The following is a 21,478-nucleotide window of genomic DNA, read 5'->3' on the forward strand; positions in this document are numbered from 1 at the left end:
CCGTGGATGCGCGGGTGGTTGGCGATCGGGGCGGGTAGGGGCGGGTAGGGGCGGGTAGCAGTGCGGGCACGGGGGTTCGTGATCATTGTGGTGACTAAGCCAGATGATCACGAGGATGTCCCGTGCCTGCCGTTGTATCTTCCCCTATCCCTTCCGTGCTGGAGAAGCTGGGTCCGCTGGATGCGGACCGGATCGCTGACCTGCGTCCTTATCTCGCATCGGTGCCCGACCCGCGCTCGCGCCGGGGCCGCTGGCACTCGCTGGTGTCGGTCCTGCTGGTGTGTGCCTGCGCGGTCGTGTCCGGCGCGAAGAGCCTGGACGAGACCGCCGAGTTCGGCGAGCGGGCCACGAACACCCTGCTGGCTTCCCTCGGGATGCGGCGTCATCTGCTCGGCTGGCGGCGCAGCCCGAAGCCGGTCACGATCGGGCGCGTCCTGATGGCGCTCGACGGCGACGCCCTGGACCAGGCCGTGGGCGCCTACCTGGCCGACCAGCACCGCAAGTTGGCGTGCGGGGACGCGTCGGCGACTCGTCCGCGGCGGGTCATCGCCGTGGACGGCAAGGCACTGAAGGGCTCGGCCCGCCTCGATACGCCGCGCCGTCACCTGCTCTCCGCGGTCACGCACCACCCCGTCGCCGCGCTCGCCCAGGTCGAGATCGGCGCGAAGACGAACGAGACGCGGCACTTCAAGCCCTTGCTCGCGCCGCTCGACCTGGCGGACACCGTGGTCACCTTCGACGCCCTGCACTCGGTGAAGGCCAACACCACCTGGCTGGTCGAGACGAAGAAGGCCCACTACATCGCGGTCATCAAGACCAACCAGCCCACCACGTACGCTCAGCCCGCCGCTCTTCCCTGGACGTGCATCAAGGTTCAGCACACGTCTTCCGTCACCGCCCACGGACGGCGCGAGTCCCGGTCGATCAAGACGTGCGCCCTCGCCGGCAACCTCGGCGAGATCGCCTTCCCGCATGCCCGGCTCGCCATCCGTGTCCACCGCCGCCGCAAGCCCACCGGCCGGACGGAGAGCCGCGAGAGCGTGTTCGCGGTCACCAGCTGGATACCCACCAGACCAGCCCGGCCGACCTCGCCGCTGCGATTCGCGGGCACTGGGGGATCGAGAATTCCTCCCACCACATCCGAGATGTCACCTTCGCCGAGGACGCCTCAACCGTCCACACCGACAGCGCACCCCGCGCCATGGCCAGCTTCCGTAACCTCGCCATCGGCGTCCTGAAGATCCTCGGAGCCGACAACATCGCCAAAACCACCCGCGCCATCCGCCACGAACCCGAACAAGCACTGGCCGTCCCGGGCATCACCAAAAACCCGGCCACTCACGGAACTTGAGCAAGCCCTGGCACGCGGTGCCCCGGCCGCAGCCAGCCGCTGTGCACGATGTCGTTGAGCAGTAGTGGGATCGACGCTGCCAAGGTATTGCCGACGCGGTCGATGTTGACCGCCACGCGCTCCTCCGGCAGTTCCAACTCCTCGGCGACGGCCTGTACGATCCGCACGTTGGCCTGGTGGCCGACGAACCATTCGATGTCATCGACGGTCCACCCCACACGGTCGAGCACGGCACGGGATGAGGCCGACATCCGCTCCACGGCCTGTGTGTACAGTGGCCTGCCCTCCATCCGTAGGTACCAGTCCTCCGTCGGCACGGAGCCATGGCCGAGGCCCGCTGAACCGGAGCGCTGCCTCGAACCGCCGGCGGGAACGGCCAGCAAATCGGCGAGTGCGCCATCACTGCCCAGGTCGAAGGGGCCGAGCGCCCCGGGCTCGTCCGCCTCGCCGCGGCGCAGCACCACCGCCCCCGCCCCGTCCCCGAAGATCGGCGCCGTCGTGCGGTCCTCAGGGTTGACCAGGGTCGTGAACGCCTCAGCGCCGATGAACAGCACACTGTCCGCAACCTCGGCGGCGATGAGCCCGGCTGCAGTGGCGAGCCCATAGAGGAACCCGCTGCACGCCGATGTCAGGTCGTAGGCGGGCACCGTGCGCAGACCCAGCAACGAGGCAACCTCCGGCGCCACAGCTGGGCATAAACAGTCGAACGAGGTGGTGGCCAGCACCACGGCGTCCGCCGCTGTCCCCCCGGCAGATTTGAGCGCCCTCGCCCCAGCTTCCACCGCCAGGTCCCTGGTGGACAGTCCACCGGAGACCACACGTCGCTCGCTGATCCCCGTGCGGGTGCGAATCCATTCGTCGGTGGAGTCCAAGACTGCGCACAGATCGTCGTTGGTCACCACATGCGGGGGCAGCCAGCCCCCGAGTCCCGCGATTACCGCTGCCATCAGAAACCCCCTCCGGCCACTTTCCCAGAAACTCCGGTGAACAGGGATTCCAGAATCCCGCTGACCGGCGGCGGCCACTTTTCCATGTCCTTGCGCCGCCCCTCAATTGACCTTTGGGACATGTACCAAAGAACAATATTGAGCCTCTGGGTACGGCACGTACGGTGGCGCAATGAGCGCGACTCCTGCCGAACTCGAAGGCGTACTTCCCGAAGGCCGGATCCTGTCCGACCCGGGGGTGCTGGCCTCCTACGCGCACGACGAGGCGGAACGGGCGCCCTACACCTTGCCTGCCGCCGTGGCACGGCCACAGTGCACCGAGGAGGTGGCCGCACTCGTCTCGTGGTGCGCGGCACACGGCGTCCCGGTCGTGGCGCGAGGGGCGGGCACCGGGCTGTCCGGCGGCGCCAACGCCGTCGAAGGCTGCGTCGTCGTGTCCTTCGAGGCCATGAACGCCGTACTCCGCATCGACCCGGAAGAACGCTTGACCATAGTCCAGCCAGGCGTCATCAACGACCATCTCAGCGAGGTATGCGCCGAGCACGGCCTGTGGTACCCCCCGGACCCGGCGAGCTCCCCCTGGTCCACGATCGGCGGGAACGTCGCCACCAACGCGGGCGGGCTGTGCTGCGTGAAGTACGGGGTGACGCGCGACTACGTTCTCGGCTTGGAAGCCGTCGTCGGGACTGGCGAAGTCGTACGGCTCGGCCGCCGCAGCGCCAAGGGCGTTGCCGGATACGACCTGACCGGCCTGATGGTCGGTTCCGAGGGCACCCTTGGCCTCATCACCGAGATCACCCTGCGATTGCGGGGCCCCCGGCCGATGGAGCGCACGGTCGTCGGTTACTTCCCCGACGCGTCCACCGCAGGCCGGGCGGTCGCCGCGATCGCTGCCGCGGGGGTGGTGCCCAGTGCCCTCGAACTCGTCGACCGCTTCTGCCTGGAAGCGGTCGACGCCCGGAAGCAGATGGGGCTCGCTGCAGCGGGGGACGTCCTGCTGCTGGCCCGCTGCGACGCACCCGGCGCGGCAGGCGATGAGGAGGCCGCTACAGTGCTCGCCTCGTTCAACGCCGCCGGCGCCACCTGGAGCGCCCGCTCCTCCGACCAAGCCGAGGCGGACGCCCTGTTCACCGCACGCCGTCTGGTGTACCCCGCGCTGGAACGGCTCGGCCAGGTGCTCACCGAGGACGTGTGCGTACCCCGCATGAAGGTCCCCGACATGCTCGCGTGCATTGAAGGCATCGCCAGGCGCCACGAAGTCCGCATCGCAGGACTCGCACACGCGGGGGACGGGAACCTGCACCCGGTGATCGTGGTCCCCTATGGCGACGATGCGGCGCGTGCCCGTGGTCACGTGGCCCTGGAATGCGTCATCGACAAAGCCCTGGCGCTGGGAGGCACGGTCACCGGGGAACACGGTGTGGGGCTACTCAAGAGACGTGGCCTTGCCGCGGAGTTAAGCCCGCAAGCGCTCGCTCTGCATCGTGCCGTCAAGAACGCATTGGACACGACGGGGATCTTCAACCCTGGCAAGGTGTTCCTATGACGGTACCGTCACTGCCCTGCTTGCCTGATCATCAACACCTCCCGGTATCAGGCCAACTGACACAGTGCGGCGAGGGCCGCTGCGGCCCAGACCGTCACCAGTAGACGACTCGGGCCGCGGTCACCATCAGGACGCCGGGGGTTCGCGATCAACGGTGGATCTTCGAAAGGGAAGTGACACCTGATGGCAGACGTCGGCATGTCGGCCGAGGCCGTGGAGAAAGTCAGGTGGGTGTAGCTCCGGGTCGGGTAGCCCGGGGGAATCCCACCTCCGGGCTACCCGACCCGGAACCGCGCCCATTCGGATATCCGTGGTTGTTGGTCCAATCACCCTCTCGCCGTTCCGCTTCCCTGGTACTTCGGACCTGTTCAGCCTTCGGGGCGCGAGCAGGTTGTGCGGTGTCGTCAGTGTTCAGTCGGGTCGTTCTAATAGTCCTTGAGCATCTCACCAGGCCAGCCCGGCTGCTGAACCGAACCGCAGGGGCCCATCTCCTGGAAGAACGGCGCCAGGTCGATGACGGGCGTGCCGTCGCGCGAAGAGATCTCCCGGGACTCGTTACATCGGATTCTGATGCAATCAGAAGCGACTTCATTCGGCAGTAGGTTACGCCCTCCATGCGAAGTCCCTGCCGAATGTGGGAAGTTGCGAATTGTTGCGTGAGATAGACCTTCAACGTCTGCCTGTAGAACACGATGCCCCTCAGGGTGATGGGCCTCGTCGCCTTCGTTCGCTCTGAGGATCCGGCTTCAATGCTGACAGTTCATTGCTGCAAGTGGCCAGCGACGGGCTGATGTTCCTTTTGGCGGTGCATGTGGCGAGACTTCAGGCCAAAGGATTCTCCTTCTTGTCCGCCCTCAACAGAGTAGGGACCCCTCATGAAGCCGTCACCTCTCCCAAATACCCAACCGCAAGATGTCGTCAAAGGCTCAAAAAAGGAAGGGGCCGGAGGTCGATCCTATCTACTTGCCGTCGAATCGGAGTCCGGATTCTCCCTTGCCAAGCTGCCACTGGTCGGTCATGAGATTCCGGACTCGATGAACGTGAACTTCTCCCAGCTTCGTGGCATCTTCGCCTCTGCTGACCTGGGGGATGATTCGGTAGAGAAGATCAACGATCAGTTACGTCAATTCGGATCCGGCGCCTCTGCACTGCCGTCAGGAAAAATAAACAAAGGCTTTTCACTCGACCTCACCTGCGCAGTGCCGTCCATGGCGCCGCACACCTTCCATCTCCATGCCGGTGGGTCCGGCCCGAAGGGCACGACGAGTGGCTCGTCAGAGGTGGCTTTCCCCGACAAGACCAGGAGAACACTGCTGCACGCCGCACCGAACACCTCGGGCACCGCACCAGCGGCATCTGCGGCAACATGGCTGAATGTCAACAAGACGCTCGGCCCGCTGACAGTACGTCGGCTCGGCGCCGGCTACCACGATCAAGAGCTGTCTGTTCTCCTCGACGCGACGATGAAAGCCGGACCGCTGGCCATTGGCGTCGACGGCCTGGGGCTGGGCGTACGCCTGGACAAGCTCGTCCATGGCGAATTTGACATCGAAGGCAAGCTCTCGGGACTGAGCATCGACTACTCCTCCCCTCCATTGGAGATCGGCGGTGCATTCCTCAAGGGAGACCCGCCAGTTGGATATGACCTGGAAATCTCCGGGCTGTTGGTAGTCAAGGCCTCCAAATTCAGCTTCGGTGCCATCGGCGCCTATCTGCGCAAGATCGGCGGCCAGCCGTCACTGTTCCTCTTCGGCGAGCTCGGCGGCCAGATCCCTGGCCCGCCGCCCATCATCATCACCGGGTTAATGGGCGGCTTCGGCTACAACAGCCGTGTCCGTATCCCCACTCTGGAGGAAGTGGCCGACTTCCCGTTCGTAGCGGGACTCAGCGGTTCCGCCTCTGCTCCCGCCCCGAGCGACGCCAACGCCCACAAAGACGATCTGCTGGCCAAGCTCAACAGCCTGACCAGTGGTGACAACGCCTGGGTGGCACCTGCGGACGGGGAAGTCTGGATCGCGGCAGGTGTGGCATTCGAGGTATGCAAGCTCGTCCATGCCCGGGCCCTGCTGATGGTGGAGTTCGGCTCCGGTTTCGCGATCAGCCTGCTCGGCCGGGCCGAAGCCTCACTTCCGCCCGAATCCGACACCAAGTACGCCAACGTCGAACTCGAGCTGGAGGCCGTCTACACCACCGAGAAGGCCATGCTGGCCATCGACGCACTGCTCACCCCCCGGTCATTCCTCCTGGACCCGGCCTGCCACCTCACAGGAGGGTTCGCCTTCCACTGCTGGTTCGACGGCAGTGAACACCCTGGTGATTTCGTTCTCACTGCGGGGGGCTACCACCCGCAGTTCAAGCCGCCGGCTCACTACCCCAACCCGCCGCGTATCGGCATCAACTGGGATGTCAGCGACGCGGTCAGCATCAAGGGCGGCTCCTATCTGGCCCTGACCCCCTCGGCCTTCATGGTCGGCGGCGGTCTGGATGTCCGGTACCACAGCGGGGATGTGCGGGCCTGGCTGACCGCCCACTTCGATGCACTGGTCCAATGGAAGCCGTTCCACTTCGACCTCAGCACCGGCATCTCGCTGGGAGCTTCGCTCAACACCCACATCTTTGGCACCTGGACCGTGGAGGTCGGTGCCGACATACATCTGTGGGGGCCGCCCACTGGCGGCGAGGTCACCGTTCACGTACTGGGCATCGGACTGACCGTCAGCTTCGGCGAGCATGCCTCCGTACCCGATCCAGTCCTGGACTGGGAACAGTTCACCGGCCTGCTGCCCGACCGTGCACAGGCCGTGCAGCTGTTCCCGGCCGGCGGTCTCCTGCCGCCGCCACCCGCCCCCATCGACGCCCACCCCCCGGAGCAGGACCCGACCGCTGCCTGGGCCGTCTCCAGCCACGGCTTTGCCTTGGAGACCCGCACCGTCATCCCCGCATCACAACTGGTGGTGGGCAAGGAACCCCTCGCCCCCGACCGGACCCGCTCCGGGCTGAACATCCGCCCCATGGGCCCGCAGGCCCAGAACCTCACGTCCCGGCACAGTGTCGTCTTCACCAAGCACGGCGCCGGCAACGAACGGCACGACTTCGACCCCGTCCAGGAGAAGTGGACCGTCACTCCCCTGACCACGGCGGTGCCCAGTGCCCTGTGGGGTGCCTCTCACCCTGCAGACCAAGTCCCTACTGCCGACGGCCAGCTCGTTCCCGACCAGATCACGGGTGTCCGCATCGTCGTACCAGCTCCGCACGCCGGCACATCTCTCCATATCAAAGCCGCAGTTCTGGAGAGCGCAGAACTCCCGGGTGGAGCCGTCCCGCTCGGCACCGACAAGGATCGGGCCATCGTGCCACCTCCCACCGCCCCGGCTACGGCGATCGGTCTCATCCGCGACAGCATCGCCACCGCGACCACCGCCCAGGCCCGTACCGCGCTCTTCGACGAACTCACCCGCTGGGGCCTGGAACCCGGAGCTGACCAGGATCTGAGGCCGTTCGCCGACACAGTCGGCCATCTCTTCGCCGACGCACCGTTCGTCGCCACCCACTGACCCCTCACACCCGAGGTAGACCCATGCCCCGCACTGCCGCCACCGGCCAGCCCCCACAGACAGTGGAATTCACCGACAGCCTCCGCCCCGCAGTGGAAGCCGGCCGGTACACCGTCACTGTCACCCAAGAGGTCGACGGACTCGACACCCACGTCAACGGCACCGACTACCTCCAGCCGGTCTCCCATGACTTCGAGATCCGCGCCCCCCAGTTCCACCTGGACGCCGGCGACGTCCATGCCCTCTACCCGCCCCCCGGACTGAACGGCGCGTTCCACACTGTCCTCCCGCACATCACCCTCAACCGTGCCCTGCTGCCCTGGGAACGGGCTCTGGACCCCAGCGCCGGCACAGAGGGCCCGCCATGGCTGGCACTGCTCCTGCTGGCCCCCGCCGACAAGGTCGTACCCCAGAACTGGACCGTGGGCCAAGCCCTCACCGAGGACCCCGCCGTCCAGCTGCCGCAGCTGGACACAGGCGACATCCCCGGCGAGGTCCTGGCCAGCAGCTGCACCACCATCGACGTGCCGGCGGCCCTGGCCGAAGCACTGCTGCCCACCCGCGACGAGCTGGGTCTGCTCGCCCACACCCGCACCGGCGGCACCGACGCCACAGCCGGTGGAAGCACCCTCCAGGCCGCAGACGACGCCTACGCGGTAGTGGTCGCCAACCGCTTCCCCTCCTCCCAAGGCGGCACGTACACCGTCCACCTTGTCTCCCTCGAAGGCCACCAAACCGCGCCGGTGCCCTCACCTGTCAAGCCGCTGCGCTTGTTCTCCCTCACCTCCTGGTCCTTCACCTCCCACCCCGATCTCAAAGGAGGCTTCGGCCACCTGGCAGAGGCACTCGCCCACCCCGAGCCGGACAAGGACGGCCGCATCGGGCTGCTGCGCCGCCCACTCCCCACCGCCGACCTGACCCTGGCCACTCAGCGCATCCGCGACGGCTACCTGCCGCTGGCCCACCACACCGCCCCCGGCCCGCGCACCTTCGCCTGGTACCGCGGACCCCTGACACCCGTACGAGCGGTCGGTACCCCAGAGCGCGGGCCACACACGGACCATCCCTCCCAGGCTCTGATCTACACCGAGCACGGCGGCGTGTTCGACGTCAGCTACGCCGACGCCTTCAGCCTCGGCCGCTCCCTGGGCCTTGCCGACCCGCATTTCGCCACCAGCCTGGTGACGTTCCGGCGCACTGTGCTCGAACGCTGTGCCGCCATGCACCAGCGCAACGACCACCCGGTCTTGCGTACGGGAGGCACTACCGACGCCCTGACCCGTCTGGACAACCTGCTGGAGGACGGGCTGCAACGCAGCCTCAGCGCCCTGTTCGGCGGCCCCGGCCCCCGGCGGGTGCCACGCAGTGCCACCCCGCCGCGCCACTACGCGCCGGCACCGAGTCCCCTTGACGTGCTCGTCCAGGAGTCAGGCGACCCGCAGACCCTGCTCGGGCAGCATGCTGTCCAACTTCTGTCCTGGCTCCGTTCCCTGAACGAGCTCCGGCCCGTGCCCTTCACCCACCTGGTGCCCGACCACGCCATGCTCCCGGACGAAAGCCTCCGGTTCTTCCACGTCGACCCCGTATGGCTGCGCTTCCTGCAAGAAGGAGCACTCAGCATCGGCCACAGCAGCACCACCACGACCGATGCCGACACCGTCCTGGAGCGCCTCGTGTCGACGGCGGACCACCCCGCACCCGTGGCCGGCATCCTCATCCGCTCCAGCCTGGTCCAGGGATGGCCCGCCCTGACCGTCACCGCCACCGACCACACCGGCCGGCAGCTGACGTCCCTGCGCCACACGCAGCTGGACGAGGCCGTCCTCCTCTGCCTCTTCGACGGCGTCCCCCACACCCTCGAACTCGCCGAGCCGCACCAAGGACTTCACTTCGGCATCGAAGACACCGGCGGCCTCGCGCTGCGCAGCCTGGACCCGGACTCCGCCGGAACGCAGCTCCCGGACCGTCCTTTTGAGAGCGTCAAAGAAAACTTCCTGCGCCAGGACAGCCACGGCATGGAAGTGCTCCGTGTAAACGATCTCGCCCACGCACTCGCCGGGGCCCTCGGGCAGCCCGGGCCGCTCCTGCCGGGCCAGTTCGCCCTTCAAATGATCAAGTCGCCCGAAAAGCTGGCCTTCCGCCACCCTGACCACCGGAGAACCTGATATGTCCCAGCCGCTCGCGCCTTCAGACGGCCTCGTCGTGCCCGTCAAACTGTCCGCTCTAGTGATCAACAAAGACGTCCAGGAGCGCAGCAACTTCCAACGGTGGCAAGCCAACTTCCACCGCCTCAACCTGCACCTCAACCCCGAGGCCGACCCGTTCGACGACCTTGACCTCGACATGGGCGATGCCTGCCACCGGGGCATCTACCTGCAGTGGGAGCTCCCTGACGCACTACGTCGCGGCACCCACGACGCCACTACCGACACCACCTCGTTCCCGGTGGTCCCCAACCGGTGGCTGATCACACGCCGCGCCGGCGAGGCCACCGCCATGTGGATCGTCGAAAGCGACCACCTCAGCCGCACCACCGGCACCTCTCCGTTCGTCTGGACCTCCCCGAAGGACGGAGTCCGCCGCATCACCCGGATCGGCCGCGTCCGCCCCGTCACCGATACCGAGCCATGGGTCGAGCCGCCCTTCCCAACCGATACCTGGAAGCCGGCCCCCGGTAGCTTCCTGACCGCCAATGGCCCCGGTATCCCCGCCTTCAGCCACTACCAGCCGTACAACGAGAACGTCTTCTCCTTCCACGACCCGCTCACCCGCTACGAGGAACGACCCGAGCGCTTCACCTACCAAGTAGTCGGCTGGTACTCCGACCCCCAGTACGACCCTCTTGACAAGGCCCAGGACGTACCGGGCTTCGAGGAACTCCTCAAGGGGCTCAATTGGACCCAGGCCGGATCAGGGGACAGCACGCGCACAACGATCAGGCGTTCCTACTACGCAGGCATGGCCCGCCTGGTGGACTGGACGCCCGACCAGCCGGTCGAAAGCGACCTCGCGAGAAACACCCGCGTCGCAGTCGGCAACAGTTCACTGGACGCCCTCACCGCCATGGTCACCGACGCAGGTGACTCGACCCTGGAATCCGCCCCAGCCCTGCTGGAAGCACTCCAGTACGGCATGCTGGACAAGATCGACCAGCCAGACGGCATGTTGGACCTTCGTCTGAAGATCCGCGAGTACTGGTTCACCCATGGCCCCGGCGGCTACTTCTGGCAGATCACCGACCCCGCCACCGGCCCGGACGATGGCACAGCCGCAGACGTGGACACCGACGAACGCGCCGAGCTGATCGCGCTCAACGATGCCCAGGCCGCCTACGACCACGCAGCACGAGAACTGCACGACCTTCGTCGGCAGCTCTACGACACCTGGTGGCTGCACAGCCTGCCTGTCCTGCCCCGCGACCTGGACCGAGCCGTACTCGCCCGCGAGCTGGATCCACAAGCTCCCGAGTCTCTGGCCCGCCGGGTCCGCGATCAGCTCAACGCGCTGGGCGACCCCGTGTCCCCCAACGGCCGCGTCCTGCGCCCCACCCTCGAGGGAAGCCTCGCCCACAACATCCAGGAATCCATCCGCGCTCTCCTCGCCCGTGGCCTCACCTTGGCCGGCGAGAAGCCCGCTCCGGAGGCACGGCTGCTCAAGCGCGTCCCGACAGCCCCCTTCCGCTCGCCCCAGGACCCGGTCGTCCTCATCCGCGGCGCAGGCATGCACGAGCCCATGGACACCACCACGCCACTGCCTTGCCGCCCTTCCCAGGCGGTCCAGTACCCGGGCACCGCGGGCGACAAGACCGGCTCTCTGCTGGCCGCCGTACCAGCACCCGTACGGGCGCTGGTAGGCGAACTCGTCTGCTATGCAACCGACGAACCGCAACCACCCGACGGCACCATCGTCCCGCCGCCCTTCGTCACTGACCCTTGGGTCCAGCCCTGGCAACCGCTTTACCTGGAATGGCAGGGCGACTACCACCCCGTCCCCTACGCCAAACCGGACGGCACACCCCGTTGGACCTTCCACGACGACCGCTACCACTGGACCACCGCGCCCGACGACCAGTTACGACAGATCGACCCCATCATGCTGACCGGCCGCTGCATGCTCAGCGCCCACACCGCCTTCAACATGGATGCCCGCCTGCGCCACCACGCACAGGCCCATCCCGATCCCGACACCCGCCGCCGTCTGGAGTCCTTCGCGGCCTCCACCGCTGAGTGGGACCTGATGGCCCAGGCCCTCAGCGGGTTCACTGCCCAGCTCGCCTGCCACGACGTCACCCGCAACGTGCCGCCAGACGGCGAACTGCGCGAGTTGGTCGGTCCCGGCTGGCACGCCGCCCCCAACCCCGGCGAGCTCCCGGCACCGTTCGAGGGCTACCCCGCCTCACCGTTCCAACAGATCCGCGCCGGCCAGTTCGCCTTCACCCAACTCAAGATCATTGACCGGTTCGGGCGCGCCCACGTCCTCGTCGAAGAAGGCAAAGGGGCCTCCTTCGCCGCCGTAACCGCCCAGGACGTCGCCCCCGGCAAGGACGAGCCAACCCACCCCCGCCTCACGGGCGGATGCGTCCATCTGCGCCCCGGCCTCCTCCAAGGCGCCCGGCTGCGCTTCGACCTGGTCGACTCCGCCAACGACAGCGTGCTGATCGACCACGACCCCGGGGCCAACCCCGTGTGCGGCTGGATCCTTCCCAACCGCATCGAGCAGGCCCTCGCCTGCTACACCCCTGACGGTGTTGCCCTGGGCGAACTCCGTTCCACCACCTCCGCGAGCGGCGACCTCCAAGCCTCGTGGGAGGCTCCCCCCGGCAGTCCCGTCGAATCCCTCAGCCAGATCAAGGACATCGGGCTGAAGCATCTGTACAACTTCCTCAACAGAATCCAGGGACAAGGCACCTCGGCACTTACCGCAGCCCTCAAATCCATCGACGACACACTCCAGACCGTCCATCCGGGGAACGCTCATGCCGACACCGCACCGGCTGTTCTGGCCGGGCGCCCCCTGGCCCTGGTCCGCAGCCGACTGTCCCTCGAACTCGACGGCCCCGCCATCACCGACCCCAGCTGGCAGCACGTGCTCAACCGCCCGCAATCCGACTTCCCCGACTACGACTGGGCAGTACGACTGGGCGAACCCGACCGGCTCGGCGACGGCCTGCTCGCCTTTCACCCCGACCACGATCCCGACCACATCTACACGATCCACCCCCCGCAGGACCCCACTGACTGTCTGCGTCACATCACCCCTGACAACTCCCCACGCCTCAAAGCCCGCCACCACCCCCACAGGCCGACCACCCCGGACCAGGACATCCAGTACCTCACGCTGCTCATCGACCCGTCCGCTCTCATACACGCCACCACCGGAATCCTGCCCACGGCAGTCCTGAGCCTGCCCGGCCGATTCACCCAGCGCCCTCTGAACTCTCTCGAACTCTTCTTCCGCGTCGGTCCACTGCTCACCGTCTCCCGCACCACCAGCGGCGACCAGATTCCCGACACTGTCCTCGTTGCCCCCCGACCTTCACTCCGCGTCGGCACGTGGGCCTGGGCCGAGCGCGACCGCGAAGGCGCTGAGAGTTCCCTCCCCCTCACCCCATCCGATGGCCGACCGCGCTTCACCGACGGCAAGCCCGTCGTACGCAACGGATTCCTCACGCTCACCCCCGCCGATCCTGACCAGGCCGACCGCACTTCCTGATCCACGACAACTGGCCCTGGCCACAGGCCCTGCCACATATCGGAGAGATTCATGACTACTGCTATCCAAAATCAGTCCTTGACCACAGCCGTCCTGACCCAGCCCGTCCCCCTCGCGGTCGGCCAGCCCGCCGCACTGGACATCATCATCTCCAACGGCGGTCAACACCCCGTCCACTGCGACCAGATCATCATCGTCCTCCCCGCCGGCCACCTCGCCCAGGACCTCCTCGCCCCCGGCGAACGGCCCAACACCACCGCCCACGACACCACCAGAACCTGGACTTTCACCCAGATCCAGCCCGGCGTCATCGAAGGCCAGCCCCCAGACGAGGAACACACCTTCTACAAAGCTACCCCGGACACCGACAACACCACCCACGCCTTCACCAGAGCCGGACTCCGTCTCCGCCTCGACAACTTCCACACCAACGAAGAAGTCGGCACCGCCCGCCTCGAAGTCCGCACCCACGTCCGCCATCCCGGCACCAACGACACCTGGACATGGGAATACTCCCACCACTACCTCGACAAATATCCCGCCCGCCCCGACCTCGTCCCCCTCACCAACCTCCGCATCGTCCAAGGAGGCGCCAGCAGCGAAACCGTCATCACCCAGACCGAACGCAACCAAAAATTCACCCTCAAATGGGACGGCCCCAACACGGCCTACACCCTCTACAGCCCCACCCTGCCAAACGGAAAAACCGACCTGGCCGACACCGTACGAGACCACACCATCGAAAAAGGCGTGGAACGAGACACCACCTTCACCCTCTGCGCAACAGCCCAGAGCGTAGGACACCAAAAAGACTCCTACCTCACCACCACCATCGCCGTCGAAGAGCCCAGCTTCCCGCATCTGACGGTCGACAAGATCACCGCAAACGGCGAGGAGAACTGGCGCGGAAGCAAGCTCCTCACCATCGACGGAGCCCTCAGAGTCGAAAAGGAGAGCCACTTCTTCGGAACCGTGTGCGGCGGAAAGGGCACGCTCACCGTGGGCGATGACGTGGTCGCGCAGAAGGACCTCACCGTCAGCAAGGACATGAACGTCGCCGGCGCCGTCGAAGCGACCGGGGACATCACGACCGACGCGCAGTTCCTCGACCCCAAGGGCACACCACTGCGAGGGAAGCTGACATGACCGGCAAAATTACCATCGGCGGACGCCTCAAGGCCACGGGAAACGTCAAGACTGACGGCCACCTGAAGATCCGCAACCCGGCGGGCCGCAGCCAGGACTTCTTCTATGAGGGCACGGACGAAAAGCGAACGTTCACCGTCCCCGACCACGTCACCATCCTCTCGCTGCATCTCCAGGGCGCCGGGGGCAATGATGCCTACGGGGTGAGCGGGGGCAAGGGCGCCGACATCCAGACCCTGCTCTACGTCACTCCCGGGGACGTCATCGGCGTCCGCGTCGCCCGCTACGGAGCAAGGGCGGCCTCGGCACAGGTCTTCCACGGCGACACGCTGATCGCGGGCGCGGGCAGCGGCGGGGACGCCGGTTCGCCGGGCGGCCGTGGCAGCGACGGAGCCGCCGGGGACAGCGGCGGCGGCGGCTCGACGACCGGGGGCGGCGGCGGATCCGGCGGCACCGGTGGCAGCGGAGGACAGGGAGGCTCCGGGGGCGATGCCGGACTCGCCGACGCCGTCGGCGGAACGTTCGCGGGCACCGCGGGCAGGAACGCGACCGACGGAAGCTCGGGCGACTGGGGAGGCAGCGGCGGCAACGGCTACGGCTCGGGGGCCTACAACGGCGGCGGTGGCGGAGGAGGAGGCGGAGGAGGGACGTTGTCCACGGCCGGATCCGGCGGTGGCGGCGGCAGCCAAGGCGGAAGCGGTGGCGGCGACGGCTCCGGACAAAGCGGTGGCTCGCAGGGCTCGCCCGTCACCGACGACGGTTCCAACCGCGGGGGATGGGGCGGCACGGGCGGTAGCGGCGGCGACGGCGGGCAAGGCGGCCGCGGCGGAGCGAACGGCAGCGGCTCCGGGACCGCGAGTGGCGGCCGCAGCGGCGCAACGGGCCAGGGCGGCGGAGGAGGCGGAGGAGCCGGCTCCGGGCAAGGGCTGTGGGGCTGGTACGCCGGAGGCGGAGGCGGCGGCGGCGGAGGCGGCGGAGCCGGCGGAGGCGGCGGTACCGGCGGCCACGGCGGCGACAGCTACTTCGACGCGGGCAAGGCCACCCTCGTCTCCGCCGACGTGACCAACACCGGCGCCGCGAAGGTCACCATCACGTGGGGAAATCACGTGTTCCCCACGTGAAATCGAAGTGCGCGGCCCGGCGTAGCCCTGCACCGGGCCGTGGAACCGTAGACGGCACGAAAACCGTTACCCGGCTGCCTCGCCTTCCGGGGGCCCTGTTGGTTCCGTACCCTGCCATGCTCGACGCCCCTTACGAGCTCGTCGAGCATGCCTCCTGGCCGACCCAAGCCCGTCGACGTGAGCTGAAGTCTCCGTGGAAAAAGCTGGGTTGCTTCAGTGAACCTCTTTCATCCTGTCCCACGGGGGTGAAACGGGCAGGTCAGAGGCGATGGTTGGTGAAATGGCAGAGCCCCTTGTCGTTGGGGTGTTGATCTCACTCGACACCGGCGCCAAGGGGCTCTGTTGGTCCCGTATCCTTCCACACTCGACGTTCCGTACGAGCTCGTTGAGCATGTCTCCTTGCCCATCCATGCTCGCCGACAGGAACTCGTCACCAGATGGAGGCGGTTGGGCTGCTTCAAGCAGGCCCTGCTGGTGCTGGCACATCTACGGAAGAACGAGACGTTCGCCCAGGTCGCAGGCGGTTTCGATGCCTCGGAGGCTACGGCCTGGAGGTATGTCGACAAGACACTGGAGGCCCCGGCCGCCCGGGCCCCGGGCCTGCGCGAGGCCCTCGTCGGCCTGGGTGAAGGAGACTTCGTCATCATTGACGGCACCCTCATCCCCACCGATCGCGTCGCCGCGGACGAACCGTACGACACCCAGAAGCACAAGCGGCATGGCATGAACGTGCAGGTCGTCGCCCGCCCGGACGGAACCCCGCTGTGGTTCTCCCGCGCGCTGCCGGGACAGATCCACGACCTGACCGCCGCCCGGGCCCACGGCATCGTCCAGGCCTGCCTCACCCGGCAGATCCTGGTGCTGGCCGACCGCGCGTACCAGGGCGCCGGCGCCACCGTCCGTACCCCGCACTACGGCCACCGCGAACTCCCCAAGCACTACAGGAGGTTCAACCGCGCCCATGCCCGCCTCCGGACTCCCGGCGAACGCGCCTCCGCCCGGCTCAAGACCTGGCGTGTCCTACGCCGGGCCCGGTGCTCAACCAACCGCATCATTCAGGCCGTCCACACCCTGCTGACCCGCGAGAGCTCAGGATGAAAGAAGTTCACTGACGGTCGGGACGTTTCGCCGAGACCCCCGCTCTCAACGGCCTCAAGGACATGTCCCAGCTTCCGTTCATGTCTGCCAGACACGATCTTTCCACTGCCATCCCACAAGAGCTGGCAGAACTCATCGGTCAGGTTTCGATCAACGGACTGTCGGTGTGCTTCGACCTGCCGTCCATGACGCTGGCCAGTCCAGAACTGGAAGTGACGGCCACAGGACATTGGCCCCTCATACCTGACCTGCTGACACTCGAGGATGTCCAACTGTGGTTCGTCCTGGCTCCTCACGCCGGCAGTGACCACCGGCTGCACGGCGGCCTGACCGCACACGGCAAGATCTCCGCGGACATCGAGCTCACCGCCTCGGCGACCTTCCCCGACCCCATCCTTCGGCTCACCGCTCACAACCCGGAAAGTCTCCGCTATCGCGAGGTGACAGAAATCGGACCTCTGCATCTCGAAGACGGAAGCGTTCACCTTCGCGATCTCCGTGCGGAGTACGGGTTCAGAAGCAAGGAGTTCTCCGCCGAATAATCTCTCGAATCCGACCTGCACATACCGGATCCGAGGCCGAACCGGAGCGAGTCACCGCTCAGGCTCACTGATTTCAAATTCCGGATCAGCAAGAAAACCGACATACCGGTCGATGCCGCGATCGCAGCGACCATGGCGATCGGGAGCGCGGAGATACTCCTTTAAGGTGAACAGGATGAGAGACGTCCAGTAGCGGAGAGAGATATGACACTTTCAGTAGCTGCTTTACGCAGGCTCGCTTCTCAAGGACAAGACCCGTTTACCCTGTCGGCGGAACAGCTGGCCATCGAAACTCAGGATCGATTCTTCGCCCGGTTCCTCGGCGGTGAACTACGGCTGGCCAAGCCAGTATTCGACTCTGAAAGCCTGACACTCCAGGGGACTCTCTCCTTGCCCGCTGTCAGCTCCTCGGAGCTCTCCGCGGTGGTGGAGTTCGCCCGGGACCCCGAAAACGACGTCGTTACCGGTCTCGTCATCACGGTCGATCTTCCGCAATGGACTGTAGCCGCGGACTTCCTGCACGTGGATCTGAGCGGCCTGCGGCTTCTCGGATTCACTGCCCCGCATCTCGTGCTGTCCCTACTGCCCGATAAGTCCGGGAAGACGGTGAGCCTGGCCGAAGCGGCCGTATCGTTCTCGCGAGCCGGTTCATCGGGGACCGATCAGCGGTTCACTGCGCTGGTTTCACAGCGCGAGCCTGAGGGCGACTACATCATCAACGGGGCGTTCGGCGAAGGCCTGCCGCTGACAGACCTGGCAGCCCTCGCTCAAACACCAGGCCTTCCACGAGATCTCACGGCAACCGATCTCGCCCTGCCGCCTCAAGTGCCCCACACTGCTGTCACGCTCACCCTCCACGGGCTGCAGTTGGTCTACCAGCCGAAAACACACACTGTGACCAGCGCCTGGGTCGATGTCGGCATAGCCAGCGGATGGCCCATTGTCCCGGGCCATCTGACGCTGCGTGACCTGCATGCCGAATTCCACATCGGCCCACCGCCCCAGAAGAGCACCCAGCCAGGAGCCGACAGTGCCCGTCGGGCGATCCGTACGGAACTGACGGCTCGCCTCACCGCTATGGGCATCGACATGGCGGCCACGATCAGCGTGCCGGACCTGGTCCTCACGGCCACACTCGGGACTGTGCCCGATCATCAGTTCCTTGCCCGCCACCTCTCGGGAACGGGCCTGGGAGAGGGCCTTGAGCCACCGGACTTCGTCTACGCGCGCTGCGATATCAGACAGCGCACCTACGTCCTCATGTGTGGACTGAAGGCGGACTGGACCATCGTCGACCCCATCACGTTGCGCGGGCTCATTCTCACTTTGAGCGGGGGACGTGGCCAGGTCCCAACAGCGGGCCTGCTCGGCACGCTGGAGATCGGCTCGTCCCAAGCCTGGCTGGACGCCGGAGGCAACGCACAGGGCTGGCATGTCAGTGGCCGAGCACGTGACATCAGCCTCACGGCACTGGACGCCTGGTTGCGCAAGACCCATGGCAGCGGACTCCCAGCCGCAGTGCGGGATCTCATCGTTGAGAACCTGCTCCTGTCCTTTGACACCAGCGGTCCCCGCTTCGACATCGGAGTCACCGGCAGCCTGCCGCTCAGCAGTACGCTGCAGGTCGACGCTTCCATGGACGCGTCCCTGACCAAGGGCAAAGCCGTCGGCGCTGCGCTGGACACTGAAGTGTCCGCGGCGCTGTCCGTCGATCTGCCGGCCAAGGACGCCGCTCCTGAGCAGGCGTACTTCCTGGCAGAGCTCGCCACCGGTACTGCAGATCCTCACTTCAGTGCCTCGTGGACCGGAGAGCGAGGCGTGGCACTCTCCGAAATCTTCTCGCCCTTCGGCGTAATGGTCGGCGATCTTCCCGACGCGCACATCAACGAGCTCGCCCTGCGGACCGCACCAGGCAACGGTGGTCGCATGCTCAGCCTGCTTACCCGCACCGGCCACACACGGGCCGCGGTTGCCGCGCTCTGAACCTTTCCCTGCCCCATTCACCGCCCTTTACCCGCCTGTCCGTCACCGCACGGGTACCTAGCGAAACGGATCCGCGTCATGCCCGCTGAACGCCCCGCGTCCTTCTTCGAACTCATCGCAAACCGCGCACAACGCCTTGTGGAACGAGCACGTCCACCGCGCCCAAGGGGCCGGTCCGTCAGCATCGCCTGGGCAGGCGGCGAGACCATCAGCGCCCGAGAGCTAAGACCTGGTATCGCGGTTACTGCAGAGCAACGGTGGGGCCATCCATTGAATGCTCCGAGCAAACGCTCACCGGCCCGGCCGCCGTTGCCCGAAGCGCAGTTCCTCGAGGAAATCAACGACCTGCTGGGGCGGATCGAGCAGAGCCGGTCGGGCAGAAGCCTGCTCGAGTTCTTCGGCCAGGCACGACCGATTCCGGATGATGACGGGGGATTCGGGCCCCCGCACCCCATGCACGGAATGAACACCAGAAGCCCGGACGCGCGGGACAGCCGCGGCAGATCCGTGCCAACGAATGTTCTCATTGTCCAGTCCACCACGGGCAAGGCCGGGCAGCACTCGTGGGACGAGGACGCGAGAAGCGACGGCAGGGGCGCTTTCTCCATGGTCATCGTGGATCCGAGGAAATTCACGCTCTTCGACGATGTGGCACTGCCCCCTGAACTAACCCTCGCGCACGAGCTCATACATGCTGCGCATGCTCTCTCGGGAACTCTGGAGGAGGAAGCTGGCAAGCAACGTCTGGGAGACATGAAAGCTTTACCCGGAGAGGAAGACGACTACGCAACACACGCGCTCACAGTCAAGGATCCCAAGACCCCCATCGGGATAGTCAAGCGCTTGGCCAAGGGCACCGAGCAAGACCGCGAAAAATTTTTAAGGAACGCAAAAGTCACTCCCGAGATGCGGAAGAAGCTGGAGAACGCGATCGCCCAGTATGAGAGCCACCGTGCTTATTTCCGCAAGCAGGCATGGAAGCAGGAACAACCCGTACCGGTAGCCGAATCTCCGGACGGCAGCATTGAACTTCTCTACGGGATCACGTATGAGGAGTACAGAACACACGGCAATCAGGTCGCACTTGCATGGATCGACGGAGCAGAGAAGAAGAACGGGAAGATCGTACTCAAACCCTCCCGCCGTGAATTGGCCTCAGACGAAGTAGCGCTGGGCAATGTTGCCGCGGCGGCCCGGCGTGCGGCCGGTAGGCATGCGGCCGAGATCGATGCCGCCGTCTCCCTGGCCTATGCCATCAAAGATGCCCGCCTGCGCATCCGTGGTATCACGGAGGTCCGCATCGCCAGCGAGTTGAATCTGAGGACCAGAGTCGCGTACGACACTCTGACCGGCTGGCTCCGCCTCGTGTTCGCAACAGTGCCGAGATCCGCAGTACCTGACCAGGCGCTACACGCACATCACCTCGCGCAACTAGCGGAAGGATTGAAGGAGGCAGGGGATGCCACGACGGCGGCGGAAATCGAGCGCTATATCGCAGATCTCCAGAACCCTGCCCCCGTCGGACCAGGTGTGGTCCGGCAGGTGCTCTGCACAAGTCACGAGGAATCCATGGGCCACTGTGTGCCACAGGAGGCCCTTCCAGCCGCATTGCTGAACGAAGCTCGTGGGACTCTGCAGGATGTCGGGAATTCCATGGTCTCCACGGACACCGAACCGAATCCACGGCCAGGGCAGGGCATGACAGTCCCTGAGATCACAGTGAGCTCACTCCTCCCTGGGCGGATCGGCTTTCTCGGCGGACGGAAGGCCGTAACCGACAGCATGCTGGAGAGGATCCACTCAAGCAGCGATAACAGTTCACAGGGTAACAAGGACTGGGCAGCCATGTACATCGGCAGCACACGGGCCGTCAGTATCGGATATATGGTCGCCGATGATCCGGCCGAGACAAAGACCTGTCAGCTGCTGGAGATCCATCTCGGTCAAGATGCTCCCAAGCTCGAGCTCCATTACGTACCAGATAGCTTCTTTACGCTCGGTGAAAAGACCGGAGCGCAGAAGGCCGAATCCCTCAAGCGGCACTATGGGATCCCCGGGCAGCAACGACTCATGGATGCCCTGGGTACCCGGAGCATCATTCTCGCGATGGCCGCAGCTGAAGGAGAGGAAGGCGACGAGATCATCGTCCCCTGGGAAGTCGCCAACACCTGGTGCACCGCGCGCCTTGCCCAGCCGCAGCCCGGCTGGGACCGGAGCCTGCACGGGTTCGTTGATGACGAGTGAACCTCTTTCATCCTCAACCGTCGCTGGTCAGGACGGTGTAGATCGTGGCGACGATGCGGCTGATGCAGTTGGTGGAGCATCCGGGCCCGGCGGAGCATGTGTCAGGACTTCAGCCGGGCAAGGCCCGTTCGCCGGGGGCTTGCAGCCTGGCAACTCGCCGCCGGGTGTCGATCGGACATGGCCACCGCCTGGCGTTACGTGAATGACACGATCGAGCAGCTCGCCGCGTTCGCG

General features: G+C 66.2%; 13 protein-coding genes and 1 pseudogene. 12 read left to right on the forward strand and 2 right to left on the reverse strand.

Annotation, left to right across the window (positions count from 1 at the left end):
• Window positions 1-155: 155 nt before the first annotated feature.
• Both DXZ73_RS00310 and DXZ73_RS38970 read left to right on the forward strand, forming a co-directional pair.
• The gene (locus DXZ73_RS00310) at window positions 156-1,238 is read left to right on the forward strand and encodes an ISAs1 family transposase (protein WP_425315801.1); all 1,083 of its coding nucleotides are present in this window, start codon (window positions 156-158) and stop codon (window positions 1,236-1,238) included.
• Window positions 1,202-1,351: a hypothetical protein gene (locus tag DXZ73_RS38970; RefSeq protein ID WP_240351842.1), complete on the forward strand. Its 150-nt coding sequence runs from the start codon at window positions 1,202-1,204 to the stop codon at window positions 1,349-1,351. The genes DXZ73_RS00310 and DXZ73_RS38970 overlap by 37 nt, the downstream gene beginning before the upstream one ends.
• Here the strand turns inward: DXZ73_RS38970 and DXZ73_RS00315 are convergent.
• Window positions 1,339-2,298 carry a beta-ketoacyl-ACP synthase III gene (locus DXZ73_RS00315; RefSeq protein ID WP_116209041.1) on the reverse strand — a complete coding sequence of 320 codons (960 nt, stop codon included), beginning with the start codon at window positions 2,296-2,298 and terminating at the stop codon, window positions 1,339-1,341. The genes DXZ73_RS38970 and DXZ73_RS00315 overlap by 13 nt on opposite strands.
• Window positions 2,299-2,470: 172 nt before the next feature.
• Between DXZ73_RS00315 and DXZ73_RS00320 the strand changes: the two genes are divergently transcribed.
• Window positions 2,471-3,844 (forward strand): FAD-binding oxidoreductase, encoded by a 1,374-nt coding sequence (locus DXZ73_RS00320; RefSeq protein ID WP_116209043.1) that lies wholly within the window; start codon window positions 2,471-2,473, stop codon window positions 3,842-3,844.
• A gap of 425 nt (window positions 3,845-4,269) precedes the next feature.
• Here DXZ73_RS00320 and DXZ73_RS40390 read toward each other — a convergent pair.
• Window positions 4,270-4,377 (reverse strand): annotated as a pseudogene (locus DXZ73_RS40390) (S-adenosylmethionine-dependent methyltransferase); the annotation flags it as partial.
• 342 nt (window positions 4,378-4,719) lie between these two features.
• Between DXZ73_RS40390 and DXZ73_RS00330 the strand changes: the two are divergent.
• From DXZ73_RS00330 to DXZ73_RS00370, 9 genes are all read left to right on the forward strand, one after another.
• On the forward strand, window positions 4,720-7,398 hold the full coding sequence (locus DXZ73_RS00330) for a DUF6603 domain-containing protein (protein ID WP_162889900.1): 2,679 nt from the start codon (window positions 4,720-4,722) through the stop codon (window positions 7,396-7,398).
• Window positions 7,399-7,421: 23 nt separating this feature from the next.
• On the forward strand, window positions 7,422-9,563 hold the full coding sequence (locus DXZ73_RS00335) for a hypothetical protein (protein ID WP_162889901.1): 2,142 nt from the start codon (window positions 7,422-7,424) through the stop codon (window positions 9,561-9,563).
• 1 nt (window position 9,564) lies between these two features.
• A complete protein-coding gene (locus tag DXZ73_RS00340; RefSeq protein ID WP_116209049.1) occupies window positions 9,565-13,110 on the forward strand; it encodes a hypothetical protein in 3,546 nt (1,181 codons plus the stop codon).
• A 78-nt stretch (window positions 13,111-13,188) separates the two neighbouring features.
• Entirely contained in the window at window positions 13,189-14,256 is a 1,068-nt protein-coding gene (locus DXZ73_RS00345) for a hypothetical protein (protein ID WP_116209051.1), read from the forward strand.
• The gene (locus DXZ73_RS00350) at window positions 14,253-15,377 is read left to right on the forward strand and encodes a hypothetical protein (RefSeq protein ID WP_116209052.1); all 1,125 of its coding nucleotides are present in this window, start codon (window positions 14,253-14,255) and stop codon (window positions 15,375-15,377) included. Before DXZ73_RS00345 ends, DXZ73_RS00350 begins: the two co-directional genes overlap by 4 nt.
• A gap of 339 nt (window positions 15,378-15,716) precedes the next feature.
• Window positions 15,717-16,475 carry a transposase family protein gene (locus DXZ73_RS00355; RefSeq protein WP_425315896.1) on the forward strand — a complete coding sequence of 253 codons (759 nt, stop codon included), beginning with the start codon at window positions 15,717-15,719 and terminating at the stop codon, window positions 16,473-16,475.
• 80 nt (window positions 16,476-16,555) lie between these two features.
• A complete protein-coding gene (locus DXZ73_RS00360) occupies window positions 16,556-17,017 on the forward strand; it encodes a hypothetical protein (protein ID WP_162889902.1) in 462 nt (153 codons plus the stop codon).
• A gap of 204 nt (window positions 17,018-17,221) precedes the next feature.
• Window positions 17,222-19,000, forward strand: coding sequence for a hypothetical protein (locus DXZ73_RS00365; RefSeq protein ID WP_116209058.1), 1,779 nt, complete (start codon window positions 17,222-17,224; stop codon window positions 18,998-19,000).
• A 309-nt stretch (window positions 19,001-19,309) separates the two neighbouring features.
• The gene (locus tag DXZ73_RS00370; RefSeq protein ID WP_162889903.1) at window positions 19,310-21,244 is read left to right on the forward strand and encodes a M91 family zinc metallopeptidase; all 1,935 of its coding nucleotides are present in this window, start codon (window positions 19,310-19,312) and stop codon (window positions 21,242-21,244) included.
• The last annotated feature ends 234 nt before the right edge of the window (window positions 21,245-21,478 follow it).

Source organism: Streptoverticillium olivoreticuli subsp. olivoreticuli (genome assembly GCF_003391135.1).
GTDB lineage: Bacteria > Actinomycetota > Actinomycetes > Streptomycetales > Streptomycetaceae > Streptomyces > Streptomyces blastmyceticus.